This is a genomic window from Flavobacterium panacis, from assembly GCF_024649945.1.
Classification (GTDB): domain Bacteria; phylum Bacteroidota; class Bacteroidia; order Flavobacteriales; family Flavobacteriaceae; genus Flavobacterium; species Flavobacterium panacis.
In genome coordinates this window covers 59,610-81,270 of sequence record NZ_JANKMS010000016.1, presented here as the reverse complement: position 1 = coordinate 81,270, position 21,661 = coordinate 59,610, and the positions used below count along the sequence as shown (strand labels likewise).

The 21,661-nt window shown below is 33.0% G+C and carries 19 protein-coding genes; 11 read left to right on the top strand and 8 right to left on the bottom strand.

Annotated elements, in window-relative coordinates; all coding sequences use genetic code 11:
* Positions 1–219: 219 nt before the first annotated feature.
* Positions 220–1,245, top strand: coding sequence for an NAD(P)-dependent alcohol dehydrogenase (locus NQQ59_RS23835; protein WP_144212139.1), 1,026 nt, complete (start codon positions 220–222; stop codon positions 1,243–1,245).
* Positions 1,246–1,389: 144 nt separating this feature from the next.
* On the opposite strand, the gene NQQ59_RS23830 is transcribed toward NQQ59_RS23835, so the two are convergent.
* Positions 1,390–2,490 (bottom strand): hypothetical protein, encoded by a 1,101-nt coding sequence (locus NQQ59_RS23830; RefSeq protein WP_144212141.1) that lies wholly within the window; start codon positions 2,488–2,490, stop codon positions 1,390–1,392.
* A 134-nt stretch (positions 2,491–2,624) separates the two neighbouring features.
* On the opposite strand from NQQ59_RS23830, the gene NQQ59_RS23825 reads away from it, so the two are divergent.
* Together NQQ59_RS23825 and NQQ59_RS23820 are read left to right on the top strand one after the other, a co-directional pair.
* Positions 2,625–5,021, top strand: coding sequence for a TonB-dependent receptor domain-containing protein (locus NQQ59_RS23825; RefSeq protein WP_144212143.1), 2,397 nt, complete (start codon positions 2,625–2,627; stop codon positions 5,019–5,021).
* 45 nt (positions 5,022–5,066) lie between these two features.
* Positions 5,067–6,263: a GTP-binding protein gene (locus tag NQQ59_RS23820; RefSeq protein WP_144212145.1), complete on the top strand. Its 1,197-nt coding sequence runs from the start codon at positions 5,067–5,069 to the stop codon at positions 6,261–6,263.
* Between the two features lie 214 nt (positions 6,264–6,477).
* Here NQQ59_RS23820 and NQQ59_RS23815 read toward each other — a convergent pair whose 3' ends face one another.
* Both NQQ59_RS23815 and NQQ59_RS23810 read right to left on the bottom strand, forming a co-directional pair.
* Positions 6,478–7,359, bottom strand: coding sequence for a DMT family transporter (locus tag NQQ59_RS23815; RefSeq protein ID WP_144212147.1), 882 nt, complete (start codon positions 7,357–7,359; stop codon positions 6,478–6,480).
* Between the two features lie 289 nt (positions 7,360–7,648).
* On the bottom strand, positions 7,649–8,536 hold the full coding sequence (locus NQQ59_RS23810; RefSeq protein WP_144212160.1) for an AraC family transcriptional regulator: 888 nt from the start codon (positions 8,534–8,536) through the stop codon (positions 7,649–7,651).
* A 91-nt stretch (positions 8,537–8,627) separates the two neighbouring features.
* Between NQQ59_RS23810 and NQQ59_RS23805 the strand changes: the two genes are divergently transcribed.
* Positions 8,628–9,347, top strand: a complete 720-nt coding sequence (locus NQQ59_RS23805) for a hypothetical protein (protein WP_222104861.1) — start codon at positions 8,628–8,630, stop codon at positions 9,345–9,347.
* 69 nt (positions 9,348–9,416) lie between these two features.
* On the opposite strand, the gene NQQ59_RS23800 is transcribed toward NQQ59_RS23805, so the two are convergent.
* A complete protein-coding gene (locus tag NQQ59_RS23800; protein WP_144212162.1) occupies positions 9,417–10,298 on the bottom strand; it encodes an SDR family oxidoreductase in 882 nt (293 codons plus the stop codon).
* A gap of 101 nt (positions 10,299–10,399) precedes the next feature.
* On the opposite strand from NQQ59_RS23800, the gene NQQ59_RS23795 reads away from it, so the two are divergent.
* Positions 10,400–10,750, top strand: a complete 351-nt coding sequence (locus tag NQQ59_RS23795) for a winged helix-turn-helix transcriptional regulator (protein ID WP_144212164.1) — start codon at positions 10,400–10,402, stop codon at positions 10,748–10,750.
* A gap of 118 nt (positions 10,751–10,868) precedes the next feature.
* Here NQQ59_RS23795 and NQQ59_RS23790 read toward each other — a convergent pair whose 3' ends face one another.
* The 3 genes from NQQ59_RS23790 to NQQ59_RS23780 form a co-directional block, all read right to left on the bottom strand.
* Positions 10,869–12,158: a hypothetical protein gene (locus NQQ59_RS23790; protein ID WP_144212166.1), complete on the bottom strand. Its 1,290-nt coding sequence runs from the start codon at positions 12,156–12,158 to the stop codon at positions 10,869–10,871.
* 281 nt (positions 12,159–12,439) lie between these two features.
* The gene (locus NQQ59_RS23785) at positions 12,440–13,249 is read right to left on the bottom strand and encodes an alpha/beta hydrolase (protein WP_144212168.1); all 810 of its coding nucleotides are present in this window, start codon (positions 13,247–13,249) and stop codon (positions 12,440–12,442) included.
* A gap of 73 nt (positions 13,250–13,322) precedes the next feature.
* Positions 13,323–13,895, bottom strand: coding sequence for a Crp/Fnr family transcriptional regulator (locus tag NQQ59_RS23780; RefSeq protein ID WP_144212170.1), 573 nt, complete (start codon positions 13,893–13,895; stop codon positions 13,323–13,325).
* A 241-nt stretch (positions 13,896–14,136) separates the two neighbouring features.
* Between NQQ59_RS23780 and NQQ59_RS23775 the strand changes: the two genes are divergently transcribed.
* Both NQQ59_RS23775 and NQQ59_RS23770 read left to right on the top strand, forming a co-directional pair.
* On the top strand, positions 14,137–14,304 hold the full coding sequence (locus NQQ59_RS23775) for a hypothetical protein (RefSeq protein WP_186296534.1): 168 nt from the start codon (positions 14,137–14,139) through the stop codon (positions 14,302–14,304).
* 45 nt (positions 14,305–14,349) lie between these two features.
* Positions 14,350–14,862, top strand: a complete 513-nt coding sequence (locus tag NQQ59_RS23770) for a PRC-barrel domain-containing protein (RefSeq protein WP_144212173.1) — start codon at positions 14,350–14,352, stop codon at positions 14,860–14,862.
* Between the two features lie 108 nt (positions 14,863–14,970).
* Here the strand turns inward: NQQ59_RS23770 and NQQ59_RS23765 are convergent, their stop codons facing one another.
* The gene (locus NQQ59_RS23765; RefSeq protein WP_144212175.1) at positions 14,971–15,864 is read right to left on the bottom strand and encodes an EamA family transporter; all 894 of its coding nucleotides are present in this window, start codon (positions 15,862–15,864) and stop codon (positions 14,971–14,973) included.
* 87 nt (positions 15,865–15,951) lie between these two features.
* On the opposite strand from NQQ59_RS23765, the gene NQQ59_RS23760 reads away from it, so the two are divergent.
* The 4 genes from NQQ59_RS23760 (at position 15,952) to NQQ59_RS23745 (ending at position 21,661) form a co-directional block, all read left to right on the top strand.
* Positions 15,952–16,407 carry an Lrp/AsnC family transcriptional regulator gene (locus NQQ59_RS23760; protein WP_144212177.1) on the top strand — a complete coding sequence of 152 codons (456 nt, stop codon included), beginning with the start codon at positions 15,952–15,954 and terminating at the stop codon, positions 16,405–16,407.
* A gap of 116 nt (positions 16,408–16,523) precedes the next feature.
* Positions 16,524–17,111 carry an RNA polymerase sigma factor gene (locus NQQ59_RS23755; RefSeq protein WP_144212179.1) on the top strand — a complete coding sequence of 196 codons (588 nt, stop codon included), beginning with the start codon at positions 16,524–16,526 and terminating at the stop codon, positions 17,109–17,111.
* A 90-nt stretch (positions 17,112–17,201) separates the two neighbouring features.
* Entirely contained in the window at positions 17,202–18,131 is a 930-nt protein-coding gene (locus NQQ59_RS23750; protein WP_144212181.1) for a FecR family protein, read from the top strand.
* 134 nt (positions 18,132–18,265) lie between these two features.
* Positions 18,266–21,661: a SusC/RagA family TonB-linked outer membrane protein gene (locus NQQ59_RS23745; RefSeq protein WP_257698457.1), complete on the top strand. Its 3,396-nt coding sequence runs from the start codon at positions 18,266–18,268 to the stop codon at positions 21,659–21,661.

Genomic DNA, 21,661 nt, shown 5'->3' with positions numbered 1-21,661 from the left:
TTAGTGATGGGAGCGGCATCCTTTTGCGGGCGTACAAAACCTTTTTTTATCCCTGAAACCTTATCCCGCAAAAGATAAAGCGGACAGCACGACCCGGAGGGGAACGCCATAAATAATTAGTGATCTGTTAGATTTATTAGGATAAACTTAACTTGAGATATATAATCTTTAATCTATACAATTTGTAAATTAGTAGATATTAATATCAAAAGTTAATTTATGAAAGCAGTACGTTTTTTTGGACATAAAGATGTCCGTGTCGTTAATGATATGGAAAGACCAGTTCCTCAGGGTGATGAAGTTTTATTAAAAATTGGCGGCGCGGGTGTGTGTCATTCAGATTTGCATATTATTGATGAAGGCACAGTTGGAGATACCGTTTTTACTTTAGGACATGAAAATGCGGGATGGATAGAAGAAATAGGTGAAAACGTAAAAGGATACAAAAAAGGAGATGCAGTTCTGGTTTATGGACCGTGGGGTTGCGGACATTGTAAGCCTTGTCAACAGTCAAAAGAGAATTACTGTGATCATCAGTCAGAACAAGCTTATGGGGGAGGACTCGGATTAGATGGTGGTATGGCAGATTATATGTTGGTTCCTTCATCGAGGCTTTTGGTTCCGATATATGATCTTGATCCTGTTATTGCAGCTCCGCTTACAGATGCTGCTCTTACTCCTTATTCAGCGATAAAACGTTCTCTTCCTAAATTAATGCCTGACGAATTTGTTGTTGTAATTGGTGTGGGAGGATTAGGTCACGTTGCATTACAGATTTTAAGAGAAATTAGTGGAGCAGCTATTATTGCTTGTGATGTTACAGAAGAAAAACTTGCATTTGCAAGTGAACTGGGTGCAGATTTTACTATCAATTCCAGAGATGCTGATGCAGCGGAACAAATTCAAAAAATTACAGGAATAAAGAAAGCAAAAGTAGTACTTGATTTTGTAGGTGCTACTTCTACTATAGATTTAGGGACAAAGGTTGTTAGTTTAGATGGTGATTTAACTATTATAGGTTTAGGAGGAGGACATTATCAATACAGTATGAATGGCTTGCCATTTGGCGTGAGTATGACAAATCCGTACTGGGGTTCCAAAACTGAACTAATGGAAGTAGTAGGTCTTGCAAGGCAAAAGAAAATCCATATTGAAATAGAAAAGCATAAACTTGATGATGCTAATGAAGTTTATGAGAAAATGAGACAAGGAAAAATAAAAGGTCGTGCTGTTTTGGTGCCTTAAAATAGAGTGTTAAATATAGAAATACTCTAAAAAAACTCTGTTTGTAATTTGTTATGAAGAAATAAAAAAGAGCCGTCTATTTAGACGGCTCTTTTTGTTATATATTTTTTAATTATCGATAAGATGTATTACGATGTTAAACGCTTATTCTGCTTTTGACATATTCAGAGTAAGGGTAGTCAGAAATTCAAGTCCTGTAGTTGTTAATGCTTTAACGGTGATTTCATATGAACCTGCTGTGAGTGAAGTACTTTTCTTTATTGTTACAGATCCCGTTTTTTCATTTATAGAAAATATACTTTCGGTATCGTTAAAGGATTGCCCATCTTTTTTAATTCCATTAATAATAAATGATGATTTGTAAGCTTCTGGTGAAAATGCAGGAGTAGCAGATACATAACCATTTGATAGAGCAATATGGAGATTATTTAATAATATGGTAAGATCATATTCAGGATAATAGGTACCATAGAAGAATTTTATTTTTGGAATAAATATTACGCGAAATGTTGTGGACGCAATACGAAAACCATCTTTAAGCAGTACTGGACTCACATCATAAGTTTTTTCAGCCTTTTTATTTGGATCTCCAGCATTTGAATTAAATTTCAAAATGTTTGCTGTTAATGATACCTCTGTTCCAATAGCCGATTGATTTTCAATTACCCAGCTTACATCAGATGAAGTGTTTTTAGGGACTTCAAGCTCAAAATTAGCAAGATCACCATATATGACATAGGCTACAGGGATCGAAGCTTTACTATCTAGATCTTTAACTGTGAGCTTCGCGGGATTGATTTTGAGATCAACGGTCTGTTTGCCCTGAAAGTTCTGACTTGCCGAACTCACATTTATAATAATCTTATAACTATCAGGTAATTTTACACCATTAATACTTGAAATAGTGCTATTAGCATAAAGGAGCTCACTTTTTATATTGATTTTTCTAGATTCTTTGTTGATGGTTATCGCTTTTGAAAGTTTATCATTAAGATATTCAACAGAATTAACTTTTATGTTCTCATTAAGACTGAAATCTAAATTTACCTGAAGATCAGATGCACCCAAAACATCAGATGGCAGAGCAATTTCCTGTTGTTCTCCATAAACCATTGTGATAGTTGGAGAGAGTTCAATGTCAATCTGCTTTTGGGGAGCTTTTTCATCGTCGCTGTTGCAGGCTGCGATTGATAGGAACAAAAGTCCTATAATTAGTAGTTTGAAGGAATTTTTTTCTTTTCTCATATTTAAAATTTTTGCCAAAAGTATATTTTAAAAATTATTATTGCAACAAAGTTGCGATATTTTATTGCAATATTGTTGCGATAAATATTTTAAGCTTTATATTTGCCATCATTTAAAATAAACTCAGCACACTTATGCGGATATCATACCACTTTTTATTTTTCTTCGCCTTTAATCTAGTCTACTCGCAGAATACAAAACCAATTGACAGTGTAAAAACAAATCAATTGAAAGAGGTTGTAATTCATAGTAATTCTAAGCCAGAGTTGTCTAATTCAAGAAAAATTTCCCGAAAAGAACTTCTAAAGAGTCAGTCTGCAACTCTTGGAGATGCACTCAGTCATGTTCCGGGAATTCAAAATTCTTATTTCGGCCCTAATTCGGGTGCTGTGGTAATCAGAAGCCTTAGCGGTAATCGTGTTAAGGTGTTAAACAATGGAATGGCAATGAATGATCTTTCAGGAATTAGTCCAAATCTTAATTTGATTACTGATATGGATAACCTGCTAGGTATTGATATTCATATTAATGATGGAAATGTTCTTTTTGGAGGAAGAGCAATTGGAGGTGCCGTTAACTTGAAAGACAATACAATCCCTAAAGAAAAAGCTCTTAAATCTCTTTCAGGTTCCGTGCGGGCAGAAGGAAGTACCAATTTGGGATATAAACAATCTTTTGATTTTAATGGAAATATTGGAAGGAAATGGGTTTGGCATGCTGGGGGAATGAATAGGTGGAATGACGATATCAAAATACCAGGAAATACTAAAGCTCCAGTTGCTTATGATCCTAAAATTGATGATTTAACAGCCTCAATGGCACAAGTTCATGTACAGAAAGAGACCACCAGAAACTTGACTTTGTATCCCTATATAAGTCAATTTGTTCTGGAAAAAATGAATGACCCACAATGGGATCTTACTGAAGCCGACTTATACACTTTTGAGGAAAGATCCTTTCTCGATGGTGCTTATGTGTCAAATCCTAAAAACAGTTTATATATCGCAGGACAGCCAGTAGGAACACCTTTTTCAACCACTATTGTGAAAAGTATAACGGATTATGTTCCTGTGAAAAAAGGGACAATGCCTAATAGTCACGCCAACAGTTATGCATTAAATTTTGGAACGGGTTATATCGGCGAAAAATTTAATATCGGCGTTGGTTTTAAAAGATCATACGGATATTATGGAATTCCTGGTTTTGCACTGCGTAAATTGCCGGGACATACGCATACACATGATGATGGTTACACGCATGAAGTAGAAGGAGAAAGTGTTTATTTGCCAATAAATACAAGATCTGTAGGCAATAGTTTTATGATGGAATCTGAATACAGGCCACAGACTGCACTAATTGCTGCAATGCGATTCAATTATATGATGAACTATTCTAAAGATAGTGAACTTACAGGAGATTATCTTGCTAATAGATTTTCAGCCTCACGTCAGATTGTTAGGTTAGAGGTAGATCAACGGCCTTTACAATTTTTAAAAGGATTATCAGGTGTAGACATTTCGGTTGTTAATATCGACGGAAGTGGAGAACAACGTTATCTTCCTGATAATAAAAGCAGAGAATATGGAATTTTTACTCTGCAGCAATTTTCAATAAAATTTTTAAAGCTAAATGCTGGTTATCGTCATGATCTAGTTCAACGACGAGCCATGCTCACAGAAGGTTATAAACCAAGTAGGGGACTTGGTGGAGGAAAGCTTTCAGATCGAGATTTTAATCTCAATCAGTTTACTTCGGGAGTTCAAACAAATATTAACAAGTATGCTTATTTACGAACTTCTTATTCTCATTCAGAGCGCGCTCCAGATGTTAATGAACTTTATGCAGGTAATAATCATTTTGCTATTATTTTGGAAGAAAACGGAGATGATCGGCTAAACAAAGAAACTGCAAAAACGATGGAGTTTGAGGCAGGATTTAATTACGCTGGATTAAAGCTTTCCGTTACTCACTATCGTACAGAGCTTGATAATTATTTATATCTGGCTCATACCGGAATAGCACGTTCAGGAGGTTTTTTGGTGAAAGAATGGCGCCAATCTGATACCGAATTAAACGGATGGGAGGCTGAAATGAATTACAACCAAAAGATCAACGAAAATTTCAATATTCAGCTTGGTTCTTATTTTGATTTGGTAAAAAACATCAATATTTCCAAAGATCATATGAGAGATTGGGCTGAAGGTGATTATATGCCCAATATGCCTACCAGTAGATTTGGATTTTCTAGCGGAATTAGTTTTAAAAAATTTGAATTTAACGCAGCATTCGATCGCTATCTTGAACAACGTTTTCTTGGTAAGAACATTAATCCAGAACCTCCTATGCCTGCATATTCACTACTTTCTGCAAGACTGGCCTATAATATGCTTTTTAAAGATTATAGAATTGAATATTTCGCTGCAGGAAGTAATCTGCTTAATGTTGAAGCTAGGCCGCAGAATTCGTTCTTAAAATATTTGGCACCATTGCCTGGAATTAATATCTCTTTAGGTTTGACAGTAAACATCTAATACTAATTCTGATCACATTAAAAATAAACTTTCAAATTTTATAAAATGGAATTAAATAAAAAATTGCCTGTAACTGTTTTGAGTGGTTTTTTAGGAGCAGGAAAAACAACACTTTTAAATCATGTACTGCACAATAAAAAAGGATTAAAAGTAGCCGTTATCGTTAATGATATGAGTGAAATTAATATTGATGCCCAGCTGATTGCAAAAGAAAATACACTTTCAAGGACAGATGAAAAATTGGTTGAAATGAGCAATGGTTGTATCTGCTGTACGCTAAGAGAGGATTTAATGGTTGAAGTTGAACGTCTTGCAAAAGAAAACAGATTTGATTATCTGCTGATTGAAAGTACAGGTATTTCAGAACCTATTCCCGTTGCACAGACTTTTAGTTTTGCCAGTGAAGATGGAGAAATTGATTTATCTCGTTTTAGTTATATAGATACCATGGTGACGGTTGTAGATTCTTTTAATTTTTTCAGAGATTTTAATTCAGATCAGATACTTCGTGACCGAAAATTAACGGATGATATTCAGGATAACAGAACGATAGTCAATCTGCTGACGGATCAGATCGAATTCGCGAATGTTATTTTGTTGAATAAAGCAGATTTGGTACCAGAAGATGTCTTGGGGGTTTTAGAAGCTGCCTTGCAAAAACTTAATCCAGAGGCAAAAATTATTCGGAGTACATTCGGAACAGTTGATCCCATTGAGATTCTTAACACAAAAAGTTTTGATTTTGACAAGGCTCAAATGTCAGCCGGATGGATAAAAGAACTGGAAAATGAACACGTGCCTGAGACAGAAGAATACGGAATTTCGTCTTTTGTTTTTCGCAGTAAAAAACCTTTTCATCCTGAGAAATGGTTCAATTATCTGAATAATGTTTATCCCAATACTATTATTCGTGCAAAAGGACTGTTTTGGCTAGCTTCACGACCAGAGATGGCAATCAGTTTTAGTCAAGCTGGAGGAAGTATGAGAGTTGAAGCAGCAGGCGTTTGGTGGTGCAGTATGCCTTTTAAGGAACGAATTAGTTACGGTTCATTTATAGATAATCAACATGATATTGAAAACGGATGGCATAAGAAATGGGGTGATCGGAAAAATGAAATTGTGTTTATAGGACAAAATCTGGATAAAGAAAAGTATGTTTCAGAATTTGAGTCCTGTTTGCTTTCTGACAGTGAAGCAGAAAATTGGGAGATGGTAAAATGGGAAGACAGCTTTCCTATTTAAAAAATTACTAATAGTCTTCAAGCCATAAAGATTAATGAATTTATAGTTTTTTATTTTTTATATTTTTTGTTTGTTTTAAAGTCTTATCTATATTGGGTAAGACTTTTTGTTATATACACAAATTTTAATTGTCATGCTTGAAATAAAATGCATTATTTATGTCTATAAAAAAAAACTCCTGCTTTTTAGGTCAGGAGTTTTAGATATAAAATATTTAGTGCTGTATTGTTTTGTTTCTCTTGATAGAAATTACAGTTTGTAAAATCACAGAAAGTATAACAAAAAACAATCCAATGTAAAATGAAAAATTTACTTCTTTACCTTCTCCAAAAAAGAGAAACGCTATAATGATGGCGTAGACAGGTTCGAGATTTATACTGAGATTAATCGTAAAAGCAGATATTTTTTTGAGTAATTCTGTAAAAGTTACATATACACCTACCGTGCAAAAAAGTGACAATAAAATAAGATAAAATAGGTCTTTAGCAGAAGGAATAAGGTTTGCAGTAGTAAAAAAGTATAGGAAAAAGGGAAGTGCAAGACCAAGTGCAATCGTTCCTCCAATCATCTGATAGTAATTGATAAGTTTACTGTCGTAGTTTTTTACCAGTCGCTCATTATAAATGGTGTAGAGTGATGAAAATAAAGGTGAAATAATACCCAATAAAATGCCTATACGATAAGATGTATCGAAATGGAATATAAAACTTACCCCTATCAATGTTAATGTACTTAATAAAAACTCAGAAGATCTGAATTTTTGTTTATTTATCAGAGGTTCAAAAACCGCAGTAAAGAAGCTTGCCATGCAAAAACAGATCACTCCAATAGAAATGTTGGAGTATTTAATACTGGCATAAAAAAGTACCCAAGATAATGTTATCAATATTCCTATTTTGCCAATGGCTATTTTTTCTTTAAAATTTATCTTGTTTGGTATTTTAAACAATTTTATAATAAAGAACAGAATAATGGCAGAGAATAAAACTCTGTACCAAGTAATTAATCCCTCATTTAGGGATATTAATTTTCCGAAGACTCCGGAAAATCCAAGAAATATTACAGCTGTGTGTAATAATAGATATGATTTTTTCATAAAGAATGCTTGACCTTTTTGAATTTAATATTTAGTTGAAAGTTTAAAGCATGACAAAACAGTCAATAAGGTTGTATTGACATTTCATACTTCTGTAAATTCTAAGAAATATTAAGCTCTTGGAGGTGGAAGACTACTCTTTCTGTTCATATCTATTACAAGTGTCCTGCAAATCTAATAAATTAAAACCGTTTCGCTCTTTTGTTAAAAGAATAATTTTTATAACAGTACAGCGATTTTATTAAGATTGCGTCTTTATAGATGAAAAAATATTCATAATAATATCTGATTATTTGAAGTCAGTATTTTTTAATTCTTTTAAATTCATTTTTCTAAAAGAAGTACCCGTCATGCCAAGGCGGGCCTTCAAAAATTTATTGAGATGATTTTCGTCTGTAAAACCTAAAGCATAAGCGATCTCCCCAATATTATTATCAGTATAAAGCAGTTTGTTTTTAATTAATTGATACTTATAGTTTAAGATATATTCTTTTGCAGTGAATCCTGTGTTCGATTTAAAGTAAACCCCAAAGTGGTTTCTGGATTTATTAAATTTTGAAGCCAGATTGGATATTTTGATTTTATCATTATTGTAAATATTATCCTGAATATAAAACAGTACTTCAGCAATGTTTGAATCTGATCCATTCTGTATGAATTCGCCGAGGAATTCTTCTCTGATTTTTCTCGCAATTAGACATAATATATGTACAACTGTATTTTGAACAATAGTTTCAAAAAATATGTTTTTGGTTTCAAATTCAGAGCCAATTTGAGTCATAAGAAATGCTATTGTTGCTCTTTCTGATGAATCAGTAAAAATGGGTTGTTTTATGTGTCTGGTGTTTAAAAGAATAAACTCTAAATGCTTGAAAATTATAGAGAAATCAATCAGTTTGTCAGATTTTGACTTTTCTCTGTTAAAATAGATTTTATTAAAAAGAAACACATAAAAGTCAGTTGATTTATGTACTTCTAGATGATGTTCATCGTTAGGAATCAATAAGAAAAAATCACCTTCTTTATAAATGTGCTTTTTATTATTTATCGTATGAATACCTTGACCTTTAGTGATATATATGAACTCAAAGAAACTGTGCTTATGAGTGTCATAAGTACCTTTTTTCCATTGATGAAACGTAAGGTCGAGATCTTTAAAAAGGGAGAAGATTTCCATAGTGCAAAATTACTGATTCTTTAGGCATTTTTACCAGAAACACGAAAGATGAAAAAAATAATTTTGTTTTATAATATTTAAATATCGATTTATGAAAGTAATTAGTCTTAAAACAGGTAATAATGCCATCATCAACATTAGAAAAAACATATTTTTAATGGTAATATTAGCTACATTTATTAAAGTTCAGGCATTCGGACAAGAACTAGCTCTCGATAAAAGCATATTGATTCGAGGACTTGCAGAGGTTGAAAATGTAAAAAAAGATAATGGAAAAGTAATAAAGGTGGTAATGGATCCAAAGGTGAAAGTTTTTGATGAACCAACCTTTGTAAAATTAAAAGATTTCAGTTTTGAAAATGGTACAATTGAAGTTGAAGTTTTAAGTAAATTTTTACCAGATGCGCCGGAGTGGGCTAGAGGATTTATTGGAGTAGCATTTAGAATAAATGACGATAATTCAAAATTTGAGAATATTTATATTCGTCCAGATAATGGTCGTAGCGAAGATCAGATTAGAAGAAACCATTCTATACAGTATTATGCTTATCCTGATTTTAAATTTGACAGACTTAGAAAAGAGGAACCTGAAAAGTATGAATCCTATGCAGATATGCAAATGAATTCCTGGATCAAAATAAAAATTGTAGTCCAAGGAGCTCAAGCCAGACTTTATTTAGATAATAATGAGCAACCTTCAATTGTAGTTTTAGATATGAAGCACGGAACAAAAGGAAACGGTTCAATAGGTTTCTGGGTCGGACCAGGTACTGAAGGATATTTCAAAAATCTTAAAGTGACAAAATTGTAAAAAATGATAATAGCGATGTATTTCTATATACATCGCTATTTCTTTATTTTTAAAATTGTTTTTGTTGATTTAAGACTCTTTAAAGAGATGTTGAAGATACTCTTTTAACGAAACAGGTTTTCTTCCGAGAAGATTTTTAAGATCTTCAGAGACAAGATCAAATTCTCCTTGAAACTGAGCTTCTGCAAAACTCGAAAGGAAAAAAATGTATTCTTGCGAAACACCTATTTCTAAAAGCATTTTTTTATATTCCTCAGATGAAGGAGAAGTATATGAAATTTCTTTTCCTGAAATTTGAGAAATTGTATCTGAAATATCCTGATATGAATAAGTCTGAGGATTTGTAATAGGATAGATTTTCTCTGAAAATACATTTTGCAATAAAATATTTGCAGCTGCTTCTGCCATATCTGAACGGAGTGCGAATGCTGCTTTTCCATTACCTGCTGGAAAATAAATGCTTTGTGTTTCAATTACTTTATTTCCTATAAAAAATGGTATGAGATCCATGTAAACAGAATTTCTCATTATAGCATAAGAGAGCCCGCTTTCTGCCAGCCATTTTTCAGTTTTAATATGTACTTCATTAACAAATGCAATAGCAGAATTTTCGATATTTTCATTCTGAAGCACACTGGTATAAAGAATATGTTTTACCTGAGCTTCTTTTGCCGCATTTATAACATTTTTATGTTGATTGTCTCTGTCGGAAAGATCACTGCTGGACACAAAAAGTATTTTGTCGATATCTTTAAAAGCCAAAATCAAAGAAGAATAATCGTTATAGTTTGCTATCAGAACTTCGGCTCCCATCTTTTTTAAATCTTCGGCTTTGTTTTCATCTCGAATCATCGCATATATTTTTTTAGAATCGCCCGATTTGTTTATTAGATTTTTCACAGCAGTTTTTCCAAAATGACCAGAAGCGCCGGTAACCAAAATTTTTTCCATATTTGTTTTATTTAAATAGATTAACGTATAGCCAAATTTATATAACTTTGCTTTCCAAAAGAAAGTACTTTCCTTTTGGAAAGTGAAATCGATTTAAACAGATGAAAGAAAACGACAATGCTTTTGGTGAATGTAAGAAACAAATGCTTCCTATACGTGATGCTTTGGATGTTTTAAATGGTAAATGGAAACTTTTAATAATAGTATCTCTAATGCTGGGAAATAAGCGTTTTAATGAAATTCAGAATACTGTTTTTAATATTTCGCCAAAAGTTCTCGCAAAAGAGTTGAAAGAACTCGAACAAAACAAGTTAATTAAAAGAACAGTTTTGGATACTTATCCAGTTTTGATCGAGTATTCCTTAACTGCTTATGGAGAAAGTCTAACAGGTATAATGAAAGAACTTCATGAGTGGGGAACCAATCATAGAAAAGTACTTTTTGGAAAGTAATCTTTAGATTTTTAGAATTCTAAGAAATAAGCGATCAGTGCTATTTTTTCTAAAATAAAAAAAAGGAAACAGAGATAAATTTCACTGTTTCCTTTTTTTATGTGTTTGTTGTTTTAGCTTATTTACCGCTTGATGCAGTAATTTTTCCTAATTGAAGTCTGAAATCAGGTCTTCTTGCATTGTATATGTCAACAAATGTTTCTTTGTTATCGGTATGCGAATAAACGTTAGAGAAAATACTATTTCCGTACCAGTTTTCTAGGTCTGCATTGTCAGTTTTGTTTTCGGTGAAAATATTACCTGAACATTGATTGAAGAACATTTCCTCAAATTTGATTTTCTTAAGGTTGTCACCATTGATTTCAGTGTTGCTGTCTAATAAAACCGCTGGATTAAAACCTGAAACTACACTTCTTTTTAATTCCAAAGATGCACTTTCTGCAACATAAACAGCTTCTTTTACCAAGCCTTTTTGAATGTCGTTTTTAATGTTTTCACTGTCATTTAACATCGTAATGTTTGAAGCAGAAACAAAAGTAGATTTTTTGGTAAAGTCAGTTTCATTTTTCTTTTCGTATGCTCTAATCTCCAAACATCTTGAACCATCTTTATTACTAGATAAATAAGAAGATCTCACAGCAAGAGAGTTAAATAAACGAGCTTGTATTCCTTGAGTCAGTTTGAAATCATCATTGATTGATTTGTATGAAACTAACTGAGAAGCATTTACATCACCTCCATAAAAGGCAAACGAATTACCACCAGAATAACTTACCATGATGTTTTCTAATACGGTTTTGTTTCCTGCTCCCGCAACGGTCAATCCGTTAAAGTTGTCTCCTCCTTTTATTTTTTTTCCAGCAAATTCAATTCTTACATATCTTAAAATTCCTGAATTTCCTGCTTGATTTTCTCCTCCATAAACTGTAAGAGAAGGATCAAGATCCATATTGTAAGAACCCGCGTTACCAAATTTATTAATAGGAGCATCTCCAAGAATTACTAAGCCTCCCCAGTCACCAGCTTTTTTCATACTGTTGTTTGAAGTAAATACAATAGGGTCTGTTACTTGGCCTTCAGCCATAATTTGAGCTCCTTTTGTAATAACCAGTGTTCCTTTTGTAGCAGCATCTCCAATGATTACTGTACCCGGTTCAATAGTAAGAACTGCATTATTAGTTACATAAACATTTCCCTGAAGAACATATACATTTCTTTTCATCAGTTTCGTGTTTTCAGCAATATTTCCAGCCAATATTTGATTTGGTTCCTTAGACTCAGATTTATGAGGTTTGAATTCTGTCCAGTTGTCCAGCCAGTTATTATATCCGATAATTCCTTTTTCCTGCTGTGCGTTTACGCAGGCAACTGTAAGTAGTAAGCTGATCAGTAAAGTAATTTTTTTCATAGTCTTGGGGCTTATGATTGGTATTATAATTTTTTCAGACACTTTTAGAAAAGATTTTTCAAGGTCAGTTCACCTAAAAATAGTTATAAAAAGCTCTTGGAAAAATTTTATTCTAGCAATTGAAAATAAAATTGTAAAATAATTTTCTGTAGCGTCTTTTACAAAAATAAGCAAAATGATTAGAGTTTCTGGGAACTTTTCTCATATTTAACATTTGTTGAAGTTAATTTAATATCTCAATCGAAGCAGATCAATCCACGAAATCACCGTAATAATAAATTTTAGTTTTGGAAATAATTCTGAAACATACTCAATTGATTAGATAAAGCTTTGCTCCAATATTCTGTATCATGTTTTCCTAGAGATTCAGTATAAAAATGATTGATTTTTTTATCAGTCAGTATTTTGTGAAAATTACGATTCAGGTCAATCATCAATTCGTCTTCCGTTCCACAATCCAAAATATAAGATTGGTTTAGGCTTTTCATTCTATTAGTAATGTTGGCTACTAAATAGTCAGCGGGAAGTTTTTCAAATGCTCCAAGAACATCTTCAACCTGATAATTCTTATAATTTTCTCCGAAGTAAGTAAAATCCAGAGCGCCGCAAGTACTACCAATTACAGAGAAATTTTCATTGTATTTAGTACCAATATTTAAAGCTCCAAATCCTCCCATGCTCCAGCCTAGAATACCTCTGTTTTTTCGGTTTTGAATTGTTGGATAATGGGAATCAATATAAGTTACTAATTCTTTGCCAATAAAAGTTGCGTATTGCGAATCTGCTTTTAAAGGACTATCGACATACCAGCTATTGAAATTTCCATCAACCAATATATAAATTGTTTGAAATTGCTGAGATTTTTTTACCAGATCAGGAATATCTTTTTGATAGGTTCTTGTTGGATTTCCACTGTAACCATGAAGAATGTAAACCGAATTATAACGTTTTCCTTTTTTGATTTCAGGGGTAACAATAATCGTTTTTACATTTTTGTTCATTTTCGAACTGTACACATCCTGAGAAATTATTTTTTGTGCAGAGCAAGACAGCCATAAAAAGATTAGCACGAAGGCATAAGTTGTTTTCATCTCAATTAATTTAAAATTTTAATGCAAAATTGAGATGTAAAAACCTGAAAAGTGTTTACAAATGTTGATGAAATTAAAGATTTAATTCTTTACGTATTCGGCTTAACTGTGTAGGAGTAATACCTAAATAAGAGGCAATTTGATGCTGTTTGAGACGTTTGACAAGTTTTGAATTTTCAAGCAATGTTAAATAACGTTGTTTCGCCGATTCTGATTTTAAAATAATTTCTAAAGGCTCTTTTTTTACAACCCAATTCTTCTCCAGATAAGCAATGTGAAATAAAGCCAAATCATGATGTACTGTAATTAGTTTTCTAAATTTATCTGATGGATAAAGAATAATTTCGGAATCTTCTAAAGCATCAATTGAAAAAGAGCTTGGCGTTTCTTCTATAAGAGAAGATGTAGAGGCACAAAAGCTGTTTTCTTCAAAGAATAATTTATAAATAGCCGTTCCATTTTCATCTGCGCTGTAATAACCAAGTAATCCTGATTTCACAAAGTAGTAATAACGAGCAGTATCACCAGCTCTTAATAGGATATCATTCTTTTTAAAAATCTTTGTAAAACAAATATTGCGTAAAGCCTCCACAGTATCTGGTGACAGATAATGGTACGAATTCATTTTATTTATAAGTTCATCCATAAAAATGGTTTGTTTGGGATCGACTTTTCTCGAAAAGTAATAATAGAGCTACTAGCTTTATTTTTTTTGAATTGAATTTACAAATATCCCTTTTTTATTGCTAGAACCGTTTTATATCCTTTCAAATTTTCTTTAGTCTGCTGTGAATTGTATAACATCTGACTGAAATTAAATACTTTACAGTTGATTTTGCTTTGTAACTTTATAATAAAGTTAAAATAATCACATAAAATATAAAGTTATGGCAGAAATTAAAATAGAAAAGAAAAGGCCAATTTGGCCATGGATTGTAGCAATATTGCTAATTGGAGCATTTGTATACTATTTTTTTCTGAGAGATGATCAGACCCAAACTCAGAGTACTATTGAAGTCGAAAATGCTGTGCCAATTGATAGCACAGCAAATTAAGTGTCGACTCAAACAGAAAATATAATGTATTAAATGAAAAGAAAGATGGAAAATAAAGACAGAAATTTATATAAACTTGATGAACTTTCAGATTATAAGGTAGCTTCGAACTATTCTGATGTTAGAGGATGGAAAATAGTGGATGCTGATAATCGAACTATTGGAAAAGTAGATAATTTATGGGTAAACAAAGACATGCAACGTGTAGTTTATTTGGATGTAAATGTGGATAAAGCATTAATTGAAGAAAGCCGCAATGAATTGCATAATACATTAGCCAATGAAAACGGAAGAGAATTTATGTACAGAGATGGAGACAGTCATCTCATAGTACCAATAGGATCAGTTACTATTAATAAAGACACCAAGATTGTTCAAGCTAATTCTATTGGATATGATACCTTTAGAAGAACAGGAAGATTTAACACCGAACAGCATTTCGATCGAAATTATGAAAGAGCAGTACTGAGATCTTATTATCCTGATGAAGAATTCCGACCTGGTTCAGAAAGTGATGACGATGCTTTTTACAATCGTAGAGAATTTGATGACCGATAAGAATTTTACTTTTTTGAATTGAAGAACTCACTAAAGATTAACAATAAAAGATCAGATGTTTTTAGAATATCTGATCTTTTTTATTTTCAACAAACATTGAGAAATAAGCTACTCTTCTTTGTTTTTGCTTAGCAAAAAGACGGTAGAAATAATAAAAATACTTCCGATCCAGTCAATAGTAGAAAAAGTGGTGTTCAACCATAAAACAGCGAGTAAAGTGGCTGCTAATGGTTCAGCTGACGCTAAAAGACTGGCTTTTTGACCACCAATGATTTTAACAGAATGAAGATAAAAAGTAAACGCTATTAAAGTTCCAAAGATTATAATGACTGCAATAAAGAAATATGTTTTCAAATCCCAATAACCATCAATCGACCATGGTGCTTTTACAAAACTAAATACTATTGAACCGCAAAGCATTGCCCATCCAATTACAATTGATGCATTATATTTATTTAATAATTTTGCAGGTTGTAAGGTGTAAACTGCTAAAGCAACTGCTGAACTTAATCCAAATAATAGTGCTGTTACAGAAATTGCCAAAGTACTAAAATTGCCATGTGTCACGAGTAAAAAAGTTCCAGCTACAGCAAGAATAATGGCCAATAATTCCTTTTTTTGAGGAAGCTTTCGGTTTTTAATACTTAAGTATAAAACAATGATTATTGGTCCACAGAATTGTAAAACGGTAGCGGTAGGAGCGTTGGAGTGTTTAATGGCTGCAAAATAAGTATATTGAACGGCAAGCATTCCAGCAATACTGAAAATAAGGAGTTGAATACTATCTTTTCTGTTATTCCAGATTTGAAGAACATTCTGTTTTTCCTGGTATTTTCCGTAAGCTAGTAAGAGTATTCCAGAAACTAACATTCTCACAGTAATCAGCCATTCCACATTAATACCTCGATTTTGAAATAGAAACTGACCAAATGTTCCCGAAAATCCCCATAAAACAGCTGCGATGATAGCCAGAATAAAACCTTTCAAATTATTGTTTTTCATAGATGTAAAAAATTAGACCGCAAAATTGCATACTTTTGAGGTTGCTTTTTCATTAAAAAGAGGTAGTAAAATGCAATTTTGTTTCGTATGGATAAATTTGATAAGATAATTTTAGAGTTTCTACAAGAGAATAATTTGATGTCTCAGCGTGATATTGGAGAAAAAATCGGCTTATCGGCTGCGGCTGTACAAAGACGAATTAAAAAAATGAGAGAGAAAGGAATTATCAAATCTGATATTTCTGTAATTGATCGTGACTCATTGACAAGTATAGTTACTTTAATGGTCGAAATTTTTCTGGAAAGTGAGAAGATAGAATTTATTGATGAAAGCCGAAAATCATTTGTGTCATGTTCTGCAGTACAGCAATGTTATTATGTAACTGGTGAATCTGATTTTATTCTAATTATCGCAGTAACCTCTATGTCGGAATACGAAAAACTGACTCGCGAATTGTTTTTTTCTAATAAGAATATAAAACGTTTCAGAACAGTTGTGGTAATGGGAGCCGAAAAGGTTGGACTCGTGCTTCCAATTAATTAATATTATTTATTACAACTTTTCTTCTTCTAAAAAGTATTCCATTAATTTAACACAAAGATAAATTAACTTTTTAGGTATTTTTTGTCTGTTGTTTTTCATTTGCTTTTTTATCTCACATGGAAAGAAATCTTTTGAAAATGACAGACGATGAACTTCAGAAATTAATTTTTGAAGGAAATGATGCTGCGTTTTCAATTATTTTTAACCGTTATTGGAAAAAGCTTTATACCTACGCTTTTAAGATTTATAAAGATGAAGCAATTTGCGAAGACATCGTTCAGGAAATTTTTATAAGTCTCTGGAAAAATGCTTCAAACACAGTGATTTTAAATCTTGAAGCTTATCTTTTTAGAGCTGTCAAATATAAAATTGCCAATCAGATTAGAAACTTAAAATTTGATCAGCAACATATTGAAGTTTTAGATTCTATTCCCGATCCTGGTTTCACAATAAATGACTTAGAATATGTTGATTTCGAGAGAAATATCAACGATCAGATTAACAAATTGACTCCCAAATGCCGTGAAGTCTTTTTGTTGAGTAGAATTGAGCATTTTACGAATGCTGAAATTGCGGCAAAATTAAATCTGTCTATTCATACCGTAGAAAAACATATCAGCAATGCACTTAAGCAGCTTCGTTTGAATTCTACTTCCTATAATTATCTTCTTTTTTACTGGGCGGCGTTCCTTTATGTTAATTAAAAAACACCCGTTTTAAGAAAACGTTAAGCCTGCATTTTCGACTACTTGTTTGAATCAAAATATGTGACTTGTTTATAAAAGCATATTATTTTGAAAAAAGAAAACTTTTTGCTTCTGGCAAAAAAATACGAAGAAGGTAACTGTACACCTCAAGAAAAAATAGCTGTAGAAGCATTTTTTGATAAGATGCAGATTCAGTCATCAGGTATAGAAAATCAAATCTCTGATGAAAAAGGTGATGCAATTCTAAATAAGATACTTTTAGAATTAGAAGTTAAGCCAAAAAAATATTCAGTACGAAAAGCATTAAAAATTGCAGCTGTTTTAGTGACTGGTCTAACAATTGCATTTACCGCAGCCAAATTTGCATTTAAACCAAAAGAAATTACGCAGATTACAGCTAAAGGAGAAAAGAAAGAAATTTTTCTTGAAGATGGTAGTGTCATTGTTTTGAACTCTAATAGTAGTATTACTTATCCTGAAAAATTTGAATCCACCAGAAATATTGAACTTGTTGGGCAAGCTTATTTTAAAGTTTTCAGAGATGTCAAACGACCTTTCATTGTACAAACCCACGATGTAAAAGTGAGGGTTTTAGGAACTTCATTCGATATCAATTCTTATAATCATCATGACACCAAAGTCAGTGTAATTACTGGAAAAGTAGAAGTGACTTCGCCAACTGGAAAGAAAGTCCAAATCACTAAAAACCAACAAGCTGATTTAATCAAAAACTCAAATTTAGAGATTTCTACAGAAAACAGTGATGATAAAATCGCGTGGATCAGCAACACCATTATTCTTAAAAACACCAAACTTTCTGAAACGGTTAAAATCATCGAAAACTGGTATAACGTTGATATTACTATTGAAGATCAGGAATTGAATGATCTTACAATTTCAGGAAAATTTAAAGATGAGAAATTGGAAAATGTTCTCGAAAGTATCGCCTATTTGAAACAACTAAAAATAAATTACACCACTAAAAAGCAGATTACTATAAGAAAAAAGACACCATAAAAAAAAAGAGCAAAAAAACAAAACCCGCCTCCGGTGCAACGGAAACGGGCAATTTAAAACAGACTAAAAATAAAATTTATAGCCTAATAGTAATGAACACGAAACTACAATTTTTTTTCAATAAGTATATCAAGATGAAAAATCTTTACTTACTGATTTTATTAATTTTTTCCTTTAACGGATTTGCCTTGGGTCAATCTGCTAAAGACGTACAAATAAGCCTGAATTTAAAAGACGCTACAATTACAGAATTTTTTAAAGCAGTAGAACAAAAAACGACTTTCACTTTTGTTTTTGATGAAAAAATATCAGGAACATCACAACGCATCTCAATTTTTGCAGACAAAGAAAGTTTGGACGGAGTATTGACAAAAATTGCTGCAAAAACAGGATTGTCTTTTAGAAAACTCAACAACACAATCACTGTTACACACAGTGGACGCGCGCAAATGAATGTTCGCGGAAAAGTATTGGACGAAAGCGGCATGCCAATGCCTGGAGTTACAATTCTTGAAAAAGGAACAAAAACTTCTACAATGACCGATATGGAAGGTAATTTCAGTTTTGCTGTAAGTTCTCCAGCTGTTTTGGTTGTTTCTTATATGGGATATATTTCTCAGGAAGTTACTGCAAGCGCTAGTCCAATTACGATAACATTGAAACCAAGTACAAGTGAATTGAACGAAGTTGTCGTAACCGCGTTGGGAATTAAAAGAGAAGAAAAAAAATTAGGATTCTCACAACAAACCATTAAATCTGAAAACTTATCGCAAGGAAGACCAAATAACTGGTCATCTGGTCTTAAAGGAAAAGTTGCTGGATTAAGTATTACTTCTACAGGTTCTGGGCCTTTAAATTCTCAGCAAATTACGCTTAGAGGAAACAGATCGTTAAGCCCGAAAGGAAATTATGCTCTTATTGTGGTGGACGGAGTTCCAGTAAATGCCGAAATGACCACTTCTGGTTCTACAAGTGCATACATGGGAGAAGATTCTCCAATTGATTACGGAAACGGAATTTCAGATTTAAATCTGGATGATATTGATGCCGTAACCGTTCTTAAAGGTGCGGGTGCAACTGCACTTTATGGAAGCCGTGCGGCAAACGGTGCGTTAATCATTACCACAAAATCAGGAAAGAAAAACAAAGGTTTAGGAATTTCATTCAACACTGGAGCGACTTTCGACGTCATTCAAAGATGGCCAGATTATCAATATAAGTACGGACAAGGAACTGGGAATTCACCAGATGCATCGGGTAATCAATATTATTCTTACGGGAATTCCGCAGACGGAACTTCAACCAGCGGAACAAGTAGTGCTTGGGGACCTGCTTTTGAAGGACAGAATTTTTACCAATACGATCCTGCTGTGCAAGGACAATCTCCAGAAAGACGTCCTTGGCAGCCTTACAGAGACAATCGTAAAGATTTCTGGAGAACGGGTGTGACTTTAAATAATAACGTTTCTATTCAAGGTGGTGATAATAAGGGTTCAATGCGTCTTTCTTTAGGAAATCAGAAGAATGAATGGATTATGCCGAACACTGGTTTTGATCGAGTTACAGCGGCAGTGAATGCCAATTATCAGGTTTCTGACAAAATTAAATTGGGAACATCGGTAAATTATAATACCAGAAATAGTGACAATTTGCCTTCGACAGGTTATAACAATGGTTCGATTGCTTATTTCATGATTTTCCAACAGCCTAATATTGATTTAGATTGGTATCGTCCAATTTGGGAGAAAGGCAAAGAACAGATTGCACAATTGCATCCTTTTAGTTCTTTTATCGACAATCCTTATTTGATTGCTTATGAAGCGACAAATACTTTAGATAGCGATCAGATTGTGGGAAATATTTTTGCGAATATCAATTTGGCTCCAAACTTAGATTTGATGTTGCGTTCTTCTATGAATACTTACAATCAGACTAGAGAACAAAAAAGACCTTACAGCATCAACAGATATGCGAAAGGTTTTTACGAAAGACAAGATGTTTTCAAACAAGAAATCAACTCTGATTTTTTACTTTCTTATAAAAAAGATTTCGGTGATAAATTCTCGCTTTCGGCTTCAGCAGGAGGAAATGCGATGAGTTATAAATACAGAAGAACAGAAGCTGAAGTTACTGGTTTAGTTGTTCCTGGAGTTTACAAACTTTCAAACGGCTCTAGTGCACCAATTTTGACTTTGGGTGATGCTAATAAAAAAATGAACAGTTTGTATGGTTTAATATCTATGTCATATCGTGATATGCTTTTTGTTGACATTACAGGAAGAAACGACTGGACGAGTACGCTTCCAGTAGAAAATAATTCATTCTTTTATCCGTCAGTAAATACAAGTGCTGTTCTTTCTGAAATGTTTACGCTGCCTAAAACAATTGATTTCTTGAAATACAGACTTTCTTTTGCTCAGGTAGGAAATGATACAGAACCTTATAAAACACAAAAATATTACGGACAAAGTGCTTTCCCAAGTTCTGCGCAGACTTTAACGGTTTTGTATAATGATCATTTTAAACCTGAAATTACAACAAGTTTTGAAACAGGTTTTGAAATCAGAATGTTTAAAAACAGACTTACAGCTGATGCAACAGTTTACGAAAGTGTAACGAAAAACCAGATTATTGATATTCCGATGGATTTCTCTACAGGTTACAGCGGAGCCGTTTTAAACGGAGGAAAAGTAAGAAACCGTGGAATCGAATTGGTGCTTGGCGGAAAAATTATTGATGGTGAAAAATTCAAATGGAATTCAACTATTAACTGGTCAAGAAACTGGAATAAAGTAATGGAATTGCCAGAAGGAATCGATGGACAACAAATCATTGGTACAGGAGGAACAGCTTCTATCATTGCAAAAGTGGGCGGCACTACAAGTGCTATTTATGGTTTTGGATTTGTGAGATCTCCTGATGGTCAAATTGTATATGATAATGCAGGTCTTCCAGCTTATCCTGAAGAAATTCAATATATTGGCGATGCAAGTCCAAAATGGAAAGCAGGTTTTACCAATAGTTTTTCAATCGGAAACTTCACTATGAATGTGACTTTAGATGGTCAATACGGTGGAATTATTTATTCTCAGACACACCACAAACTTTCAGAGCAAGGTAAATTAAACTCCAATAGTTTGGGTAGAGAAACTGGTTTTATTACTGGAGAAGGCGTAGTTCAAAATGCTGACGGAACCTATTCTCCAAACACGAAACAAGTGAAAACGGCAGATTGGTATGGTCGTTATTACAGAAGAGCGAATATCGAATCAAACTCTTTCGATGCTTCTTTTGGAAAACTTCGTGAAATCAGTCTTCAATACAATCTTCCAAAAAGATGGTTGAAAAATACAGGATTGCAATCGCTTCAATTTTCTTTATTCGGAAGAGATTTAGCAACGGTTTCAGATTTCCCAATTTATGATCCAGAAACGGCAGCATTAAACGGAGATACCATTTTACCAGGTATCGAAATGGGGCAGATGCCATCACCAGCTACTTATGGTTTTAATTTAAGTTTGACTTTATAA

Bases quoted from the DNA above. Each gene is read 5' to 3' on its own strand.
- NQQ59_RS23745 (WP_257698457.1), top strand. From the start codon at position 18,266: ATGAAAAATCTTTACTTACTGATTTTATTAATTTTTTCCTTTAACGGA.
- NQQ59_RS23775 (WP_186296534.1), top strand. From the start codon at position 14,137: ATGGCAGAAATTAAAATAGAAAAGAAAAGGCCAATTTGGCCATGGATT.
- NQQ59_RS23800 (WP_144212162.1), bottom strand. From the start codon at position 10,298: ATGGAAAAAATTTTGGTTACCGGCGCTTCTGGTCATTTTGGAAAAACT.
- NQQ59_RS23830 (WP_144212141.1), bottom strand. From the start codon at position 2,490: ATGAGAAAAGAAAAAAATTCCTTCAAACTACTAATTATAGGACTTTTG.
- NQQ59_RS23760 (WP_144212177.1), top strand. From the start codon at position 15,952: ATGGATAAATTTGATAAGATAATTTTAGAGTTTCTACAAGAGAATAAT.
- NQQ59_RS23805 (WP_222104861.1), top strand. From the start codon at position 8,628: ATGAAAGTAATTAGTCTTAAAACAGGTAATAATGCCATCATCAACATT.
- NQQ59_RS23820 (WP_144212145.1), top strand. From the start codon at position 5,067: ATGGAATTAAATAAAAAATTGCCTGTAACTGTTTTGAGTGGTTTTTTA.
- NQQ59_RS23770 (WP_144212173.1), top strand. From the start codon at position 14,350: ATGGAAAATAAAGACAGAAATTTATATAAACTTGATGAACTTTCAGAT.
- NQQ59_RS23780 (WP_144212170.1), bottom strand. From the start codon at position 13,895: ATGGATGAACTTATAAATAAAATGAATTCGTACCATTATCTGTCACCA.
- NQQ59_RS23765 (WP_144212175.1), bottom strand. From the start codon at position 15,864: ATGAAAAACAATAATTTGAAAGGTTTTATTCTGGCTATCATCGCAGCT.
- NQQ59_RS23755 (WP_144212179.1), top strand. From the start codon at position 16,524: ATGGAAAGAAATCTTTTGAAAATGACAGACGATGAACTTCAGAAATTA.
- NQQ59_RS23815 (WP_144212147.1), bottom strand. From the start codon at position 7,359: ATGAAAAAATCATATCTATTATTACACACAGCTGTAATATTTCTTGGA.
- NQQ59_RS23810 (WP_144212160.1), bottom strand. From the start codon at position 8,536: ATGGAAATCTTCTCCCTTTTTAAAGATCTCGACCTTACGTTTCATCAA.
- NQQ59_RS23785 (WP_144212168.1), bottom strand. From the start codon at position 13,249: ATGAAAACAACTTATGCCTTCGTGCTAATCTTTTTATGGCTGTCTTGC.
- NQQ59_RS23795 (WP_144212164.1), top strand. From the start codon at position 10,400: ATGAAAGAAAACGACAATGCTTTTGGTGAATGTAAGAAACAAATGCTT.
- NQQ59_RS23790 (WP_144212166.1), bottom strand. From the start codon at position 12,158: ATGAAAAAAATTACTTTACTGATCAGCTTACTACTTACAGTTGCCTGC.
- NQQ59_RS23835 (WP_144212139.1), top strand. From the start codon at position 220: ATGAAAGCAGTACGTTTTTTTGGACATAAAGATGTCCGTGTCGTTAAT.
- NQQ59_RS23825 (WP_144212143.1), top strand. From the start codon at position 2,625: ATGCGGATATCATACCACTTTTTATTTTTCTTCGCCTTTAATCTAGTC.